Origin of the sequence: Thioflexithrix psekupsensis, assembly GCF_002149925.1 — a bacterium.
GTDB classification, from domain to species: Bacteria; Pseudomonadota; Gammaproteobacteria; order Beggiatoales; family Beggiatoaceae; genus Thioflexithrix; species Thioflexithrix psekupsensis.
The window spans coordinates 312,609-326,734 of sequence record NZ_MSLT01000023.1; the positions used below are offsets into that span (position 1 = coordinate 312,609).

At 44.8% G+C, this 14,126-nt stretch carries 14 protein-coding genes; 13 read left to right on the plus strand and 1 reads right to left on the minus strand.

The window, feature by feature from the left end; genetic code table 11:
• Positions 1-23: 23 nt before the first annotated feature.
• Positions 24-656, plus strand: a complete 633-nt coding sequence (nth, locus tag TPSD3_RS14055) for an endonuclease III (protein WP_086489158.1) — start codon at positions 24-26, stop codon at positions 654-656.
• A gap of 13 nt (positions 657-669) precedes the next feature.
• Here the strand turns inward: nth and TPSD3_RS14060 are convergent, their stop codons facing one another.
• Positions 670-1,428 carry an SGNH/GDSL hydrolase family protein gene (locus tag TPSD3_RS14060; RefSeq protein WP_086489159.1) on the minus strand — a complete coding sequence of 253 codons (759 nt, stop codon included), beginning with the start codon at positions 1,426-1,428 and terminating at the stop codon, positions 670-672.
• A 57-nt stretch (positions 1,429-1,485) separates the two neighbouring features.
• On the opposite strand from TPSD3_RS14060, the gene TPSD3_RS14065 reads away from it, so the two are divergent.
• The 12 genes from TPSD3_RS14065 (at position 1,486) to TPSD3_RS14120 (ending at position 14,120) form a co-directional block, all read left to right on the plus strand.
• On the plus strand, positions 1,486-3,249 hold the full coding sequence (locus TPSD3_RS14065; protein WP_176329885.1) for a BatD family protein: 1,764 nt from the start codon (positions 1,486-1,488) through the stop codon (positions 3,247-3,249).
• Positions 3,250-3,610: 361 nt separating this feature from the next.
• On the plus strand, positions 3,611-4,000 hold the full coding sequence (locus TPSD3_RS14070; protein WP_086489162.1) for an ATP synthase subunit I: 390 nt from the start codon (positions 3,611-3,613) through the stop codon (positions 3,998-4,000).
• Positions 4,001-4,090: 90 nt separating this feature from the next.
• Positions 4,091-4,897 (plus strand): F0F1 ATP synthase subunit A, encoded by an 807-nt coding sequence (gene atpB / locus TPSD3_RS14075; RefSeq protein ID WP_086489164.1) that lies wholly within the window; start codon positions 4,091-4,093, stop codon positions 4,895-4,897.
• Between the two features lie 56 nt (positions 4,898-4,953).
• Positions 4,954-5,247, plus strand: coding sequence for a F0F1 ATP synthase subunit C (gene atpE, locus TPSD3_RS14080; RefSeq protein WP_086489165.1), 294 nt, complete (start codon positions 4,954-4,956; stop codon positions 5,245-5,247).
• Positions 5,248-5,280: 33 nt separating this feature from the next.
• Positions 5,281-5,751, plus strand: a complete 471-nt coding sequence (locus TPSD3_RS14085) for a F0F1 ATP synthase subunit B (RefSeq protein WP_086489167.1) — start codon at positions 5,281-5,283, stop codon at positions 5,749-5,751.
• 9 nt (positions 5,752-5,760) lie between these two features.
• Positions 5,761-6,297, plus strand: coding sequence for a F0F1 ATP synthase subunit delta (locus TPSD3_RS14090; protein WP_086489169.1), 537 nt, complete (start codon positions 5,761-5,763; stop codon positions 6,295-6,297).
• A 16-nt stretch (positions 6,298-6,313) separates the two neighbouring features.
• The gene (gene atpA, locus TPSD3_RS14095) at positions 6,314-7,855 is read left to right on the plus strand and encodes a F0F1 ATP synthase subunit alpha (RefSeq protein ID WP_086489171.1); all 1,542 of its coding nucleotides are present in this window, start codon (positions 6,314-6,316) and stop codon (positions 7,853-7,855) included.
• 84 nt (positions 7,856-7,939) lie between these two features.
• Entirely contained in the window at positions 7,940-8,812 is an 873-nt protein-coding gene (gene atpG / locus TPSD3_RS14100; protein ID WP_086489173.1) for a F0F1 ATP synthase subunit gamma, read from the plus strand.
• A gap of 52 nt (positions 8,813-8,864) precedes the next feature.
• Positions 8,865-10,241 carry a F0F1 ATP synthase subunit beta gene (gene atpD / locus TPSD3_RS14105; protein ID WP_086489175.1) on the plus strand — a complete coding sequence of 459 codons (1,377 nt, stop codon included), beginning with the start codon at positions 8,865-8,867 and terminating at the stop codon, positions 10,239-10,241.
• A 176-nt stretch (positions 10,242-10,417) separates the two neighbouring features.
• Positions 10,418-10,846, plus strand: coding sequence for a F0F1 ATP synthase subunit epsilon (locus TPSD3_RS14110; RefSeq protein ID WP_086489177.1), 429 nt, complete (start codon positions 10,418-10,420; stop codon positions 10,844-10,846).
• A 138-nt stretch (positions 10,847-10,984) separates the two neighbouring features.
• Positions 10,985-12,358, plus strand: coding sequence for a bifunctional UDP-N-acetylglucosamine diphosphorylase/glucosamine-1-phosphate N-acetyltransferase GlmU (gene glmU / locus TPSD3_RS14115; protein ID WP_176329886.1), 1,374 nt, complete (start codon positions 10,985-10,987; stop codon positions 12,356-12,358).
• Positions 12,359-12,500: 142 nt separating this feature from the next.
• Positions 12,501-14,120 carry an ABC transporter ATP-binding protein gene (locus TPSD3_RS14120; RefSeq protein ID WP_245391611.1) on the plus strand — a complete coding sequence of 540 codons (1,620 nt, stop codon included), beginning with the start codon at positions 12,501-12,503 and terminating at the stop codon, positions 14,118-14,120.
• The last annotated feature ends 6 nt before the right edge of the window (positions 14,121-14,126 follow it).

Consider the following 14,126-nt stretch of genomic DNA (forward strand, 5'->3'; position numbering starts at 1 on the left):
ATTCAGTATGTTAGGTATTAAATTTGGATATTAATACACGTCAAGAATTATTCGCTCGCTTACAAGCGCACAATCCCCATCCTACCACTGAATTATGTTATGAAAACACATTTCAATTATTAATTGCGGTGATTTTATCCGCTCAAGCCACTGATATTAGTGTGAATAAGGCCACGCTGCCATTATTTGAATTTATAAAAACACCGCAGCAATTATTGGCTTTAGGAGAAGAATCGTTAAAAACTTATATTAAAACGATTGGTTTATACAACAGTAAAGCGCGTCACATTATGGCGACTTGTGCGCGATTAGTGACTGATTATCAAGGGGATGTTCCCCATGATCGCGCTGCGTTGGAGAGTTTACCCGGTGTGGGGCGAAAAACGGCAAATGTGATTCTCAATACTGCGTTTGGCCAGCCCACGGTGGCAGTAGATACGCATATTTTTCGCGTCGCCAATCGTACGGGATTGGCGACGGGTAAAACGGTGTTGGCGGTGGAGCAGGGCTTGTTAAAAAATATTCCACCTGAGTATTTACGCCATGCGCATCATTGGTTGATTTTGCATGGGCGTTATGTGTGTGTGGCGCGGAAACCTAAGTGTTCACAGTGTGTTATTGCAGATTTATGCGAATTTTCTGAAAAAACACCATAAACTCCTAATAAATTCACTTTAATCGCCCCAAGCGTGCCAAAATTTGCCGCGCAATGTGTTCTCCCCACAATGTGTATCCCGCAGCCGATGGATGTATGCCGTCTTCTGCCCAATAATCCATCGATTGAGGTGAGTGCGTAAAATCAATATAAGCACATTTGGCTTGTCTTATTACTGATTGTTCTAAATGATAATTTAATAGCATTCGACGAATATTGAGTAAAAAACGCAGAGGTTGCGGTGCATATTTTTTTTGAGAAAAAGGGGGGGATAAGGTGAAGAAAATCCCTTGTTTTACATTATCTTTAGCACTATGAATCACGCGATATAATTCTTCTCGCCAGCGCGACAATGAGGTCAATTGCCACGTGTCATTGAGACCTAAAACAATCACTAAAATATCAGGTTTTAACGGTTCCACTTGGGGAATCAACCAATGATGCGTTTTTTGCACATTAATCTCTCTTCCCCCCAAGCATTGCCAGTGAATGGCTTGTTTAGTATAACCATTTAAATGGGCAGCGATTTGTGCGGCTAAACCTTGTGCATGGGTGGCGATTCCTATGCCCACTGCGGTCGATTCGCCCAATACCACCAGCGTATGTATCGGATACGTGCCTTTAAACACGCCCTGAGTCGCGCCCGCAGGATAGGGTAAAATGCGATTTAACGGTTGAATGCGGCGTTTTTGCCAATACCATAGAGGAAATAGCAAAATAAACCCCATCCACCATATCAGGTGTAATAACCATAAGGGTAATTTTTCTAACATTTTTCTGTTTATCCACCTTGTTTTTAGTATGAAATGAGATAAGAAATGGTGATTGTCATGATGATAGTGATAAGAACGTTATATAAATTGTACTTTAGTCTACTCTTATTTGTCTTGTTTAGCACCGAATTATTGGCCGCGCCCACGCTTACAGCCCATTTAGATAGCCCGCAAATTACGCAAGATCAAGTGGCTTTTTTAACGTTGACTTTAGATGATCCTCAACAATTGGCAAACAGTCGTTCATCCGAGCCAGATTTAACGCCTTTACGTGAATTATTTGAAGTTTCTGGCCAGCAAGTGATGGAGTCAACTAATGTGATTAATAATCGCATTAGCCGACAATTAACGTGGTCTTATCAACTTGCACCTAAACAATCAGGGCAATTAACAATTCCTGCATTGAGTTTAAAAATAGGCGATACAGAAATAAAATCTGAGCCTTTATTATTGCAAGTATTGCCCGCGGATAAAACGCAAGCGCAAAGTTTGCGTTTAGAGGTGACGGTGTCTAATGATTCTCCTTATTTATTTGAGCCAATTCATTACACCATGCGTTTTTATCATCATGGTGAATTAAGAGAAATGCAGGCTGTTCCTCCCGGTGATAATGTTCTTATTAAACCGTTAACCCATACCAATAAAGCCTATCAGCAAGTGATTAATGGGGAAAATGTAACGGTAAGTGAATTGGTTTATTTAGTTACACCCTTAAAAAGTGGTGAATGGGAATTATCTCCTGCACAAATTATAGGGCAAAAAATAGACCAACGAAGTGGATCATTTGGTGGAGGGGGATTTTTTAGTTTTAATACGCCGCGTCCGGTGACTATTCGCAGTGATTCTGTGTCATTAAAGGTTAAATCTCCCGCCCATCAACCCTGGTTACCTGCAACGAAAGTGGAATTAACGCAGGAATGGGAAACGCCTATTGATGGGGAATTATCTGTGGGTTTGCCAATTATTCGGACTTTAGTATTAACCGCAAAAGGCAGTGGAGAGCAGGCATTGCCACCTTTGGATAAGCTGATGTCAGAACAAGCAAATTTATTGCGGGTACGCGCTCCTAATGCCGAGCAGAATTGGTCTATTCCACGCGGTGAGAATCATGGCGTGGCTACTTTAAAACAACGTTTTAGTTTAACGCCATTGCAAGCCGGAACAATTATTTTACCTGAAATAAAAGTACCCTGGTGGAATGTCACTACGGATCAATTAGAATGGGCGATTATTCCAGAGCAAACCTTAACGGTTATTGAAAATCCTGCGTTTGTGTTATCTCCAGCACCAGAAACGGTTAATCATGCCGCTCCTGTTACTGTTCAATATGTACAGCAAGTTGCTTTTAATTTGTGGCAATATGGATTTTTAAGTACGGCATTATTGGCATTATTTATTGCGTTAGTATTATCTCGTTTGTCATTAAAACCAAAACCAGTAAAAATAGCAATGTCATCAACGGCTGTTTCTCGCTTAGATACGAAATGGTTATGGCAACAGTTTGCCGCGACCAATGATTTATCCCAATTACGACGTTTATTACAGCGATATATTTGTTATCATTGGCGATTGCCTTTAACTCATTCTTTAAGTCATTTAACGCAGATTATTGGGCAAGACACTGAAGCACAACGCAACGTGGTGCATTTGATACAGGTTTTGGATGTGGCTTTGTATGGCAAAGAACGGGAAAATTTAGATGTGGCACAGTGGAAACATGAGTTACTGTCGGCATTGGCACATTTACCTGTTCCTCGTCCGACCGCTGGTGATCAGGCAGGGTCTCCCGCAGAAGTGTTGCTGCTCAATCCCGCGGTGTAGAGATTTTTAGGTCGCTATCGCAAGAACTGGCGGCAGGCCACAGGTCTGCCCCACAATAGTGCGGTGAGAAACTGTAAAATTTTGTGGTAAAAACAATTGCTATATAGCATCTTTTTGTTTAATATTGTATTTTTCAAAAAAAGGGGCATATTGAACATTTTGTTCAATGGCTGGAGTGTTTTTTTTATGTTGACCCTCCCCATAGGCGGCATTATACTTGCGGCTTTATTTGGCCAACTGGACTAAAGCGTCTAACATCCGCGCCGCTTGTTTAGAAGATAGGCAAGTCGCTGGAAGTTGTAGATGTCGCAAATCATGGTGGCTTTAACCGTAGGTTACAATCGTTTGAGACTCCCTTTTGATGAATTTTGAATCATCTGATTTTGATGCCAAGAGAATATTTCGCGTGCAGGCCTTTGCGGTGTCGGGTTTGGCGTTGCTGTTTTATATTTTCGATGGGCAGTCAGCCGCACAAGGGGCTTTTTACGGTGGGGCGATTGTGCTTTTTAATACATGGGTGACGCATCGCCGTTTAAAATCTGCACAGGAACTGGCAAAAATCGCGCCGGGTAGGGAAGTGACTGCATTGTATTTAGCAGCGATACAGCGTTTTGTGTTTACGCTGGTTTTTTTCGCCGTGGGCATGGGGTGGTTGCAACTTGATCCCGTCCCTATGCTGGTTGGTTTTGGAGTGGTACAATTGAGTTATTTTGTAAGCGGTTTCTTAATCAGTCATAAATCGATAAAATAATATTAAAAAAGCGTACGAAGTGTGTTTTCTAGTATTCAAAATTGACAGTTATTATAATCTTTAAATCTATCGCATGTTAGGAGTAGGCAAGTGAGTGCAGAAAGTAGTGGCGGCCAAACACCCGTTGAGTATATTCAACATCACTTAACCAATTTGAGTGTCGGTGAGGGATTTTGGTCACTGAACATTGATACTTTATTTTTTAGTATTGGCTTGGCGGTATTATTCGGCTGGATTGCCAAGAAAGTGGGGGACAGCTTAGACCCCGATAACCCCAAGGGAATGCAAAATGTATTGGAAGTTATTGTAGAATTCGTCGATTCTCAGGTCAAAGACTCATTTCAAGGGCGTAATCCCTTAATTGGGCCGTTGGCATTGACCATATTTGTTTGGATCATTTTGATGAATGCGATGGACTTGATTCCGGTCGATTTGCTGCCTTGGTTGGCTTCTCTGATCGGTATTCATTACCTTAAAGTCGTTCCCACCACCGATTTATCAGCCACCTTCGGGATGTCCTTCAGTATCTTTGCCTTGATTATGTTTTACAACTTTAAGGTCAAAGGTCCCGCGGGTTTCGCCAAGATGTTCTTATTCCATCCGTTCTCAGCCAACAACGTCGTGGTCAAAATCATTCTGATGCCGTTTAATATCCTCATGACCACCATTGAGGAAATCGCCAAACCAGTCAGTATGGGTTTGCGGTTATTCGGTAACATGTTTGCTGGCGAATTGATCTTTATCTTGATCGCAATCTTACCGTTTTGGATTCAATGGATTCCGGGTGGAATTTGGGCAATTTTCCACGTGGTGGTAATTACCCTGCAAGCCTTTATTTTCATGTTGTTGACTATTGTGTATCTCAGTATTGCACACCAGTCACAAGATGATCACTAATTTTTATCTTAACCTTTCATTTTCATTGTACTTTACTTTTTAGGAGAAACTTCACTATGAGTCCTGACGTTATCAATCAAATGGGTGCCGTTTACGCTAACACCGTATTAGTTGTTGGTTTGATTCTGGCGTTTGCCGCAGCGGCCTCAGCGATTGGCTGGGCGATTATTTGTTCACAATACTTGTCAGGTATTGCCCGTCAACCCGAAATGCGTTCACAATTGATGGGACAAATGTTATTTACGGGTGGTTTGATGGAAGCGTTCCCGATGATCGCTTTAGGGATTGCCATGTTCTTTACTTTCGCTAACCCGTTTGCAGGGTCTTTCTTAGCAGCCGTTGGCGGTTAATCACTCCATTCACGTAACCAAACAGGTGTCGAGATGAATTTAACAGCCACTCTCTTCGGACAAATGGGTACATTTGCTGTACTCGTTTGGTTCGTCGGCCGCTATCTCTGGGGGCCAATGACGACCATGTTGGCTGACCGCAATAAACGGATCGCCGATGGTTTGGCGGCCGCGGATCGCGGTAAGCATGAGTTGGAGCTGGCCAGTCAACGCGCCGCCGATGTTTTGCGTAAAGCAAAACAAGAAGCCGCTGACATCGTCAGTGCTGCCAATAAGCAAGCCAGTCAATTGGTCGAGCAAGCTCGCACAGATGCGCGTGCAGAAGGTCAACGTCAGTTGGAAGCCGCGCAAGCTGAAATCGAACAAGAGAAAAAGCGGGCGCAAGAACAACTGCATGAACAAGCCGTCGGTCTCGCTATTCTCTGTGCTGAAAAAGTGCTAGAGCGCGAAATTAACGCGGCGAATCATGCCGTCTTCATTCAGCAGATGATCAAGAAAATATAGGCATAACGTATGTCAGAACTTGCAACCTTGGCGCGCCCTTATGCAGAAGCCATCGCTGATCTGGCCAAGGCCGACAACCAGTTCGATCAATGGTCTGATGATCTTGCTTTTCTTACGACCGTCGTCGAATCCTCCGAGTTAAGCACCTGGGTGCGTACACCCAGTGTCGGAGGAAATGCGCTTGTCAGCCTTATTCTGGACGTTTGTGCCAATCAAGTCAGCCCTGCGGCGCAAAATTTAGTGCGGGTTTTGGTGGATTATCAACGCCTTGCGTTACTGCCGCATGTTGCCGTTCAGTACGAAGCCTTAAAGGCGCAGCATAAAGGCTATGCTAAGGTAGAAATCGTTTCTGCCTACACGCTTACGCCTGAACAGCAGCAAGACCTTGAAGCCCGCTTGCAGAAAAGTCTGGGTAAAACCATTGACATCCGCATGACCACCGATACGTCTTTGATCGGCGGTTGCTTGATTCGGGCGGGTGATCAGGTCACAGACCTTTCCGTTAAAGGACGACTTCAACAATTGGCCGCTGAACTGCGCCATTAAAGCGAGAATATAATCCATGCAGCTTAATCCCTCTGAAATCAGTGAACTGATTAAACAAAAAATCCAGCAGTACGACTTGCCCAATCAAGCGCGTAGTGAAGGTACCATCGTGAGTGTCACCGATGGCATTATTCGTATTCATGGTCTGGCCGATGCGCAACAAGGTGAAATGCTAGAGTTGCCCGGTAATGCTTATGGTTTGGTCTTAAACTTAGAGCGGGACTCTGTGGGTGCGGTGGTTTTGGGTTCTTACGAACACTTAGCCGAAGGCGACACTGTCAAATGCACCAGACGTATTATGGAAGTTCCCGTCGGTGAAGCCCTGTTAGGGCGCGTGGTCAATCCACTGGGGATTGCCATTGACGGTAAAGGTCCCGTTGCTACCACCGAAACCTTACCTTTAGAGCGTATCGCACCGGGTGTGATTAGTCGCCAATCTGTAAGCCAACCCGTACAAACGGGCTTAAAATCAGTGGATGCGATGGTGCCTATCGGACGCGGACAACGGGAATTGATCATCGGCGACCGTCAAACCGGTAAAACTGCCGTTGCTGTTGATGCCATTATCAATCAAAAAGGCACGGGCATTAAGTGTATTTACGTGGCGATTGGGCAAAAAGCCTCTTCTATCGCTAACGTAGTGCGCAAATTAGAAGAACACGGCGCAATGGAACACACTATCATTGTTGCTGCGTCTGCTTCTGAATCAGCCGCATTACAATTTATTGCGCCTTATGCGGGTTGTGCGATGGGCGAGTATTTCCGTGATCGCGGTGAAGATGCCCTGATTATTTATGATGATTTGACCAAACAAGCCTGGGCTTATCGCCAAGTGTCTTTGTTACTGCGTCGTCCACCGGGTCGAGAAGCCTATCCGGGTGATGTATTCTACTTGCATTCTCGCTTGTTAGAGCGTGCTGCGCGGGTTAATCCTGATTATGTAGAAAAAATGACCGGCGGCAAAGTCAAAGGCAAAACGGGATCATTAACCGCACTGCCCATCATTGAAACCCAAGCCGGTGACGTGTCTGCTTTCGTACCCACCAACGTTATCTCTATTACTGACGGTCAAATTTACTTAGAAACCGACCTGTTTAACTCAGGGATTCGTCCTGCGATCAACGCGGGCTTATCCGTATCACGGGTAGGTGGCGCGGCACAAACCAAGATCATTAAGAAATTGGGTGGTGGTGTGCGTTTAAGTTTGGCGCAGTATCGGGAATTGGCTGCCTTTGCTCAGTTTGCTTCGGACTTAGATGAAAGTACCCGTAAGCAAATCGAACGCGGTCAACGTGTCACTGAACTGATGAAGCAAAAGCAATACTCTCCTTTGAGCGTTGCAGAAATGGCCGTTTCTCTGTTTGCCGTCAATGAGGGCTATCTGGACGACGTGCCTGTGAAAAAAGTGGTTGAATTTGAGCATGGTTTGCATGTTTATATGCGAAATAATCATGCCAGTTTGTTGCAAGAAATCAATGCCAGCGGCGATTACAATGCTGACATCGAGGCGCGTTTTAAGAAAGCCCTCCAAGATTTCAAAGCCAATCACACATGGTAAATGGGACGGATTAGAGGTGAAAGGGGGCTGAACCAATGACCTATTGGTCTCGCCCTTTTCCCTTGTTGCTTTAAGGATAACACAATGGCCAGCGGCAAAGAAATTCGCACCAAAATTTCGAGTATTAAAAATACCCAAAAAATCACCCGTGCGATGGAAATGGTGGCAGCCAGTAAGATGCGTAAAGCACAGGATCGGATGCAAAAATCCCGTCCTTATGCTGAAAAGATCAATCAGGCTATCGGCCACTTAGCGCAGTCACATCCCGAATATAAACACCCATTTATGCAAAGCCGTGAGGTGCGTAATATTGGGGTGATTGTGATCAGTTCAGATCGTGGATTGTGCGGCGGCTTGAATACTAATATGTTTAAAACCTTATTGGTTTCAATGAAACAATGGCAACAGCGCGTCGGGAGCAATCAAAAGATTCAAATTTGCAGCATTGGCAATAAAGCGGCTGGTTTTTTCCGTCGCTATGGTGGCAATGTGGTGGCACAAAGAACCCATTTGGGTGATACCCCCACCTTAGAAGATTTGATCGGTCTGATTAAAGTCATGCTAGATGCTTACAGCCAAGGTGAAATTGACGAGTTGTATTTGGTGTCTAACCAATTTGTCAATACCATGACCCAGCGGGCTGAAGTGAAACAGTTATTGCCGATCCAACCCTCGTCCGACAGTTCACAGCAGAGCCATCATTGGGATTATCTGTATGAACCCTCTGCCCCGGAAGTGTTGGAAATGTTGCTGATGCGCTACATCGAGTCTTTGGTGTATCAAGGCTTGGTTGAGAACATCGCCTGTGAGCAGGCGGCACGGATGGTTGCCATGAAGTCGGCTTCGGATAATGCCGGTAACTTAATCGGAGAATTGCAGTTGGCTTACAACAAAGCCCGACAAGCTGCGATTACTCAGGAAATCTCCGAAATCGTCGGCGGCGCGGCAGCGGTTTAATCCGTCGTTATCACGGTTTTCCACATCTTATTTTTTAGAGGAATCTTGTCAGATGAGTTCAGGCAAAATTGTACAGATTATCGGTGCGGTGGTTGACGTGGAATTTCCACGCGACGCATTGCCGAAAGTCTATGATGCCTTGTTTGTTGAAACCCTAGATTTAACCCTAGAGGTACAACAGCAATTAGGCGACGGCGTAGTGCGTACCATTGCGATGGGTAGCACTGAAGGAATGCAACGCGGTGTTGATGTAAAAAATACTGGACAGCCCGTCGCCGTTCCCGTCGGTCAAAAAACCTTAGGGCGTATCATGGACGTATTGGGTCGCCCCATTGATGAAAAAGGCCCTATTGGTGAAGATGTCCGTTGGAGTATTCACCGTAAAGCCCCAACCTATGAAGAATTAGCCGCTAACAATGAATTGTTAGAAACGGGCATTAAAGTGATCGACTTGATTTGTCCCTTTGCCAAAGGCGGTAAAGTGGGCTTATTCGGTGGCGCAGGGGTGGGTAAGACGGTAAATATGATGGAGCTGATCCGTAACATTGCTATCGAACACAGTGGTTATTCTGTATTTGCTGGGGTGGGCGAGCGGACACGGGAAGGCAACGACTTCTATCATGAAATGAAAGAAGGTAATGTATTAGACAAAGTGTCTTTGGTTTACGGACAAATGAACGAGCCACCCGGCAACCGTTTACGTGTGGCACTTTCTGGGTTGACTATGGCGGAATATTTCCGTGATGAAGGGCGCGATGTGTTGTTATTTATCGACAATATTTATCGTTATACCTTAGCAGGAACGGAAGTATCCGCGCTGTTAGGACGGATGCCCTCTGCGGTAGGTTATCAGCCGACGTTGGCAGAAGAAATGGGTGTGTTGCAAGAACGTATCACCTCTACCAAAACGGGTTCTATTACCTCCATCCAAGCCGTTTACGTTCCCGCCGACGACTTGACTGACCCTTCACCCGCAACAACCTTCGCTCACTTGGATGCTACTGTTGTATTGTCACGTCAAGTGGCTGAATTGGGTATTTATCCTGCGGTGGATCCATTGGATTCAACCAGTCGTCAGTTAGACCCCTTGGTCGTGGGCCAAGAACATTATGATGTTGCCCGTTCCGTACAAGGCACGTTGCAACGTTATAAAGAGTTGAAAGACATTATTGCGATTTTGGGTATGGACGAGTTGTCAGAAGAAGATAAACTTGTTGTACAAAGAGCGCGTAAAATTCAACGTTTCTTGTCTCAACCGTTCTTCGTGGCTGAAGTCTTTACCGGCAGCCCCGGTAAATACGTGTCATTAAAAGATACGATTCGTGGTTTTAAAGCGATTGTTGCTGGCGAATACGATCACCTGCCCGAACAAGCCTTTTATATGGTCGGCGGTATCGAAGAAGCCATAGAGAAAGCCAAAAAATTATAAACAACCTACTATTTTGGGTTGTCTATGGATGCCGATATTCGTATCGGCATCACCGTGGGGATTTTAATGGAACTGCGGTAAAAAATTTTTAATCGGTGTCTGAATCAAAATTTATAAAAATTGAGCATATTGTTATTGTTTAAGACATTTTCAAAGAGATAAACGGGATATTTGTTATGACCATGACCATTCATGTTGATATTGTGAGTGCGGAAGCGCAGATTTTTTCTGGATTGGCTGAGGCTGTGTTTGCACCCGCGCTTGAGGGCGAAGTGGGTGTTTTGCCGCGTCACACGCCTTTTCTGTCACCATTAAAACCGGGTGAAGTGCGTGTGTTGATTGCACCGGGACAAGAAGAATCATTTTTTATTTCTGGTGGTATTATTGAAGTGCAGCCGCACCTTGTGACAGTATTAGCCGACACGGCCTTGCGCGCCAAAGACATTGACGAAGCGGCAGCCTTAGAAGCCAAACAACGTGCCGAAAAAATGTTGTCCGATCAGAAAGCCGATATTGATTACTCGCGTGCTTCTGCTGAATTGGCCGAAGCGATGGCACAGTTACAAGCCTTAGATCGCTTGCGTAAAATTAAACAAGTGCGCTAGTGAGATAGCCCTTGTTTTGCTGCTTTTCCCCTGTTGTGAATGAATGCGGGCGAAGAGCGGCAAACGAGTGGTGTGAGATGTAACGTATTTTTTTGATTCCTACCTGATTGGGTATTGACCCGCTTTGCGTGTGCGACCTTGAAACTGACCACCGTTATTCTTGCTGCGGGGCGTGGTGCGCGTATGCGTTCTGCCCTACCTAAAGTTTTACATCCCCTTGCTGGACGGCCTTTATTGGCACATGTACTGACGGCGGCGCGTGCCTTACCCAACAATGATGTTTACATTGTTTATGGTCATGGTGGCGCACAAGTACAGTCTGCGTTTGCCCATGAATCCGAAATTCATTGGGTTCATCAGACCGAACAACTCGGCACCGGACATGCTGTTGCCCAAGTGTTGCCTCATTTGGTCGATCCGGCTTTAGTGTTGGTGTTGTACGGAGATGTGCCGTTGATTTCAACGGACACGCTGCGTCTTCTGATTCAAGCGGCCAATCATCACACTCTTGCTTTATTGACCGTCGCTTTAGACAATCCCACGGGATATGGGAGAATTGTACGCGATGTGAATGGTTCTGTTTTACGAATTGTAGAAGAAAAAGAAGCGAATGATGTCATTCGACAAATCAACGAAGTTAATACAGGCATCATTGCCGTGTCCGCCGCACATTTACGCCGCTGGTTGACGCAAGTTCAGAATAATAACGCCCAAGGCGAGTATTATTTAACGGATATTATTGCCTTAGCGGTTAATGAACAGATCACCATAAAAACCTTCACCACGCAAAAAACACAAGAAGTATTAGGGATTAATGACCGCGTACAATTAGCGACTTTGGAGCGTTATTATCAACAACAGCAGGTGGAACAACTGATGTTGCAAGGGGTCACGGTGTTAGACCCTGCGCGTTTAGACATTCGTGGTCACGTGGAATTGATGGGAGAAGATGTTTTAATTGATGTTAATGTGATTTTGAGTGGACATAATCGTATTGGATCAAGAGTACAAATTGGAGCAAATTGTATTTTACACAATGTCACATTAGCCGATGATGTGGAAATTTTGCCGCATTCTGTATTAGAAAATACGGTTGTGGGACAAGGTTGTGTCATAGGGCCGTTTGCGCGCTTGCGGCCGGGTACGGTGTTGGCCGATCAGGTGAAAATTGGTAATTTTGTTGAAACTAAAAAGATTACTGTGGGTTATGGCTCAAAAATCAATCATTTAAGTTACATTGGCGACAGCGATATAGGGCAAAAAGTCAATATTGGCGCGGGGACTATCACCTGTAATTATGATGGCGTGAATAAACATAAAACGGTAATTGGTGATGGTGCGTTCATTGGTTCGGATACGCAACTGGTTGCTCCTGTCACCGTCGGCGCGGGTGCAACCATCGGCGCGGGTTCGACCATCACTAAAGACGCGCCCGCAGAGCAGTTGACTTTAAGTCGATCATCTCAGGTGTCTTTTGCGCGATGGCAGCGTCCGGAGAAAAAGTCATCTTGAGATAACTTGCTGAAAACCAAGCCTGATCATCCTCAGCTTCTCTCCGCCACGTCAACCGCTCCAATCCAGTTGCCACTACCGCTGTAGTTTGCAGATATAATATTCTCCTCATAACGTTCAAATAACTGCCCTGCACAACGACATGATGTCTCCTTTGCTGCACTTAGACCGTTTTTCCCTTAGTTTTGCGCCTGCCCATCGTGCGGTGGTGCAGGATTTATCGTTGACGCTTGAGGCGGGCGAACGGTTTGCCTTAGTGGGGGAGTCGGGATCGGGCAAATCAGTCACCGCATTGGCAATTTTGGGCTTGCATTCACCGCAACAGGTGCGTTATCAAGGGGCCATTTATTTTCAAGGAAAAAATTTACTGTCTTTTTCGCAAAACCAATGGCAAAAAATTCGCACACGACAGATTGCCATTATTTTTCAAGAACCCATGACGGCATTAAATCCTTTAAAAACGATTGGACAACAAATTGTAGAGCCTTTATTGTTACACCAATCTTTGACTTTTTCTCAAGCGAAAAAACAAGCGATTGCGTTATTAAATCAAACGGGTATTGATCACCCCGAACAGCGTTTTAATACTTATCCCCATCGGCTATCGGGTGGACAGCGACAACGGGTGATGATTGCGATGGCGTTGACGTGTCGGCCGCAATTGCTTATTGCTGATGAACCGACCACGGCATTAGATGTGACGATTCAATTGCAAATTATTGAATTATTATTAAAGTTACAAGCTGAATATGGAATGGCAATTTTATTTATTAGCCATAATTTGAATTTAGTGCGGCGATTCAGTGATCGTATTGGCGTGATGCAACAGGGACAATTACTTGAATTAGCTCCGACTCCCTTATTGTTTCAACAGCCTAAACATCCTTATACCCAACAATTATTAAATAGTCAGCCCAGTGGTTTTCCTCCGCCTTTTTTGCGTGAAGAAAATCCTACTTCTTTACTTTCAGCACAACAGTTAGATTGTAAGTTTCAATTAGACAGCGCGGCGACACTTTTCTTCAAACATTTATTAAAAAAATCGGTCTCTACTTATCACGCTGTGAGAGAAATAGATATTGATATTTATCCCAGCGAAACCGTGGCCATTGTGGGCGAATCGGGATCGGGAAAAACAACTTTAGGATTGTGTTTATTAAAATTGCAATCTTGTCGCGGCACGATTTCTTTTCAAGAACAATTCATTCAAGATTTATCGGCGCGGGAAATGAAACCGCTGAGAAAATCATTACAAATCGTGTTTCAAGACCCTTATTCTTCTTTATCGCCGCGTTTAACCATTGAGCAAATTGTGGGTGAAGGTTTGTTGATTCATGAACCCGAATTAACTGCTGCACAACGTCAAGCGCGGGTATTGGCGATGTTGGAAGAAGTGGGCTTGTCGGCGGATTTTTTAACGCGCTATCCTCACCAATGCTCAGGTGGACAGCGACAACGCATTGCGATTGCGCGAGCGGTGATTATTCGGCCGCGTTTGATTTTATTAGATGAGCCAACCAGTGCCTTAGATGTCTCAATTCAAAAACAAGTCTTATTGCTGTTAAAAAACTTGCAATTGCGCTATAAAATAAGCTATTTATTTATTACGCACGATTTAGCCGTAGTGCGCACAATGGCACATCGGGTATTGGTGATGCAACAGGGACGTTGTGTTGAACAAGGAGAAACCACGCAAATTTTCTCACAAGCACAACACCCGTATACGCAAATGTTATTACGCGCTTCTTTACTCGATACATAACACGAT

What these genes read in the sequence shown, in the direction of transcription:
- TPSD3_RS14070 (WP_086489162.1), top strand. Translation starts at nt 3,611, where the DNA reads ATGAATTTTGAATCATCTGATTTTGATGCCAAGAGAATATTTCGCGTG.
- atpE (WP_086489165.1), top strand. Translation starts at nt 4,954, where the DNA reads ATGAGTCCTGACGTTATCAATCAAATGGGTGCCGTTTACGCTAACACC.
- atpD (WP_086489175.1), top strand. Translation starts at nt 8,865, where the DNA reads ATGAGTTCAGGCAAAATTGTACAGATTATCGGTGCGGTGGTTGACGTG.
- TPSD3_RS14090 (WP_086489169.1), top strand. Translation starts at nt 5,761, where the DNA reads ATGTCAGAACTTGCAACCTTGGCGCGCCCTTATGCAGAAGCCATCGCT.
- atpG (WP_086489173.1), top strand. Translation starts at nt 7,940, where the DNA reads ATGGCCAGCGGCAAAGAAATTCGCACCAAAATTTCGAGTATTAAAAAT.
- TPSD3_RS14065 (WP_176329885.1), top strand. Translation starts at nt 1,486, where the DNA reads ATGATGATAGTGATAAGAACGTTATATAAATTGTACTTTAGTCTACTC.
- TPSD3_RS14060 (WP_086489159.1), bottom strand. Translation starts at nt 1,428, where the DNA reads ATGTTAGAAAAATTACCCTTATGGTTATTACACCTGATATGGTGGATG.
- TPSD3_RS14085 (WP_086489167.1), top strand. Translation starts at nt 5,281, where the DNA reads ATGAATTTAACAGCCACTCTCTTCGGACAAATGGGTACATTTGCTGTA.
- atpA (WP_086489171.1), top strand. Translation starts at nt 6,314, where the DNA reads ATGCAGCTTAATCCCTCTGAAATCAGTGAACTGATTAAACAAAAAATC.
- TPSD3_RS14110 (WP_086489177.1), top strand. Translation starts at nt 10,418, where the DNA reads ATGACCATGACCATTCATGTTGATATTGTGAGTGCGGAAGCGCAGATT.
- TPSD3_RS14120 (WP_245391611.1), top strand. Translation starts at nt 12,501, where the DNA reads ATGATGTCTCCTTTGCTGCACTTAGACCGTTTTTCCCTTAGTTTTGCG.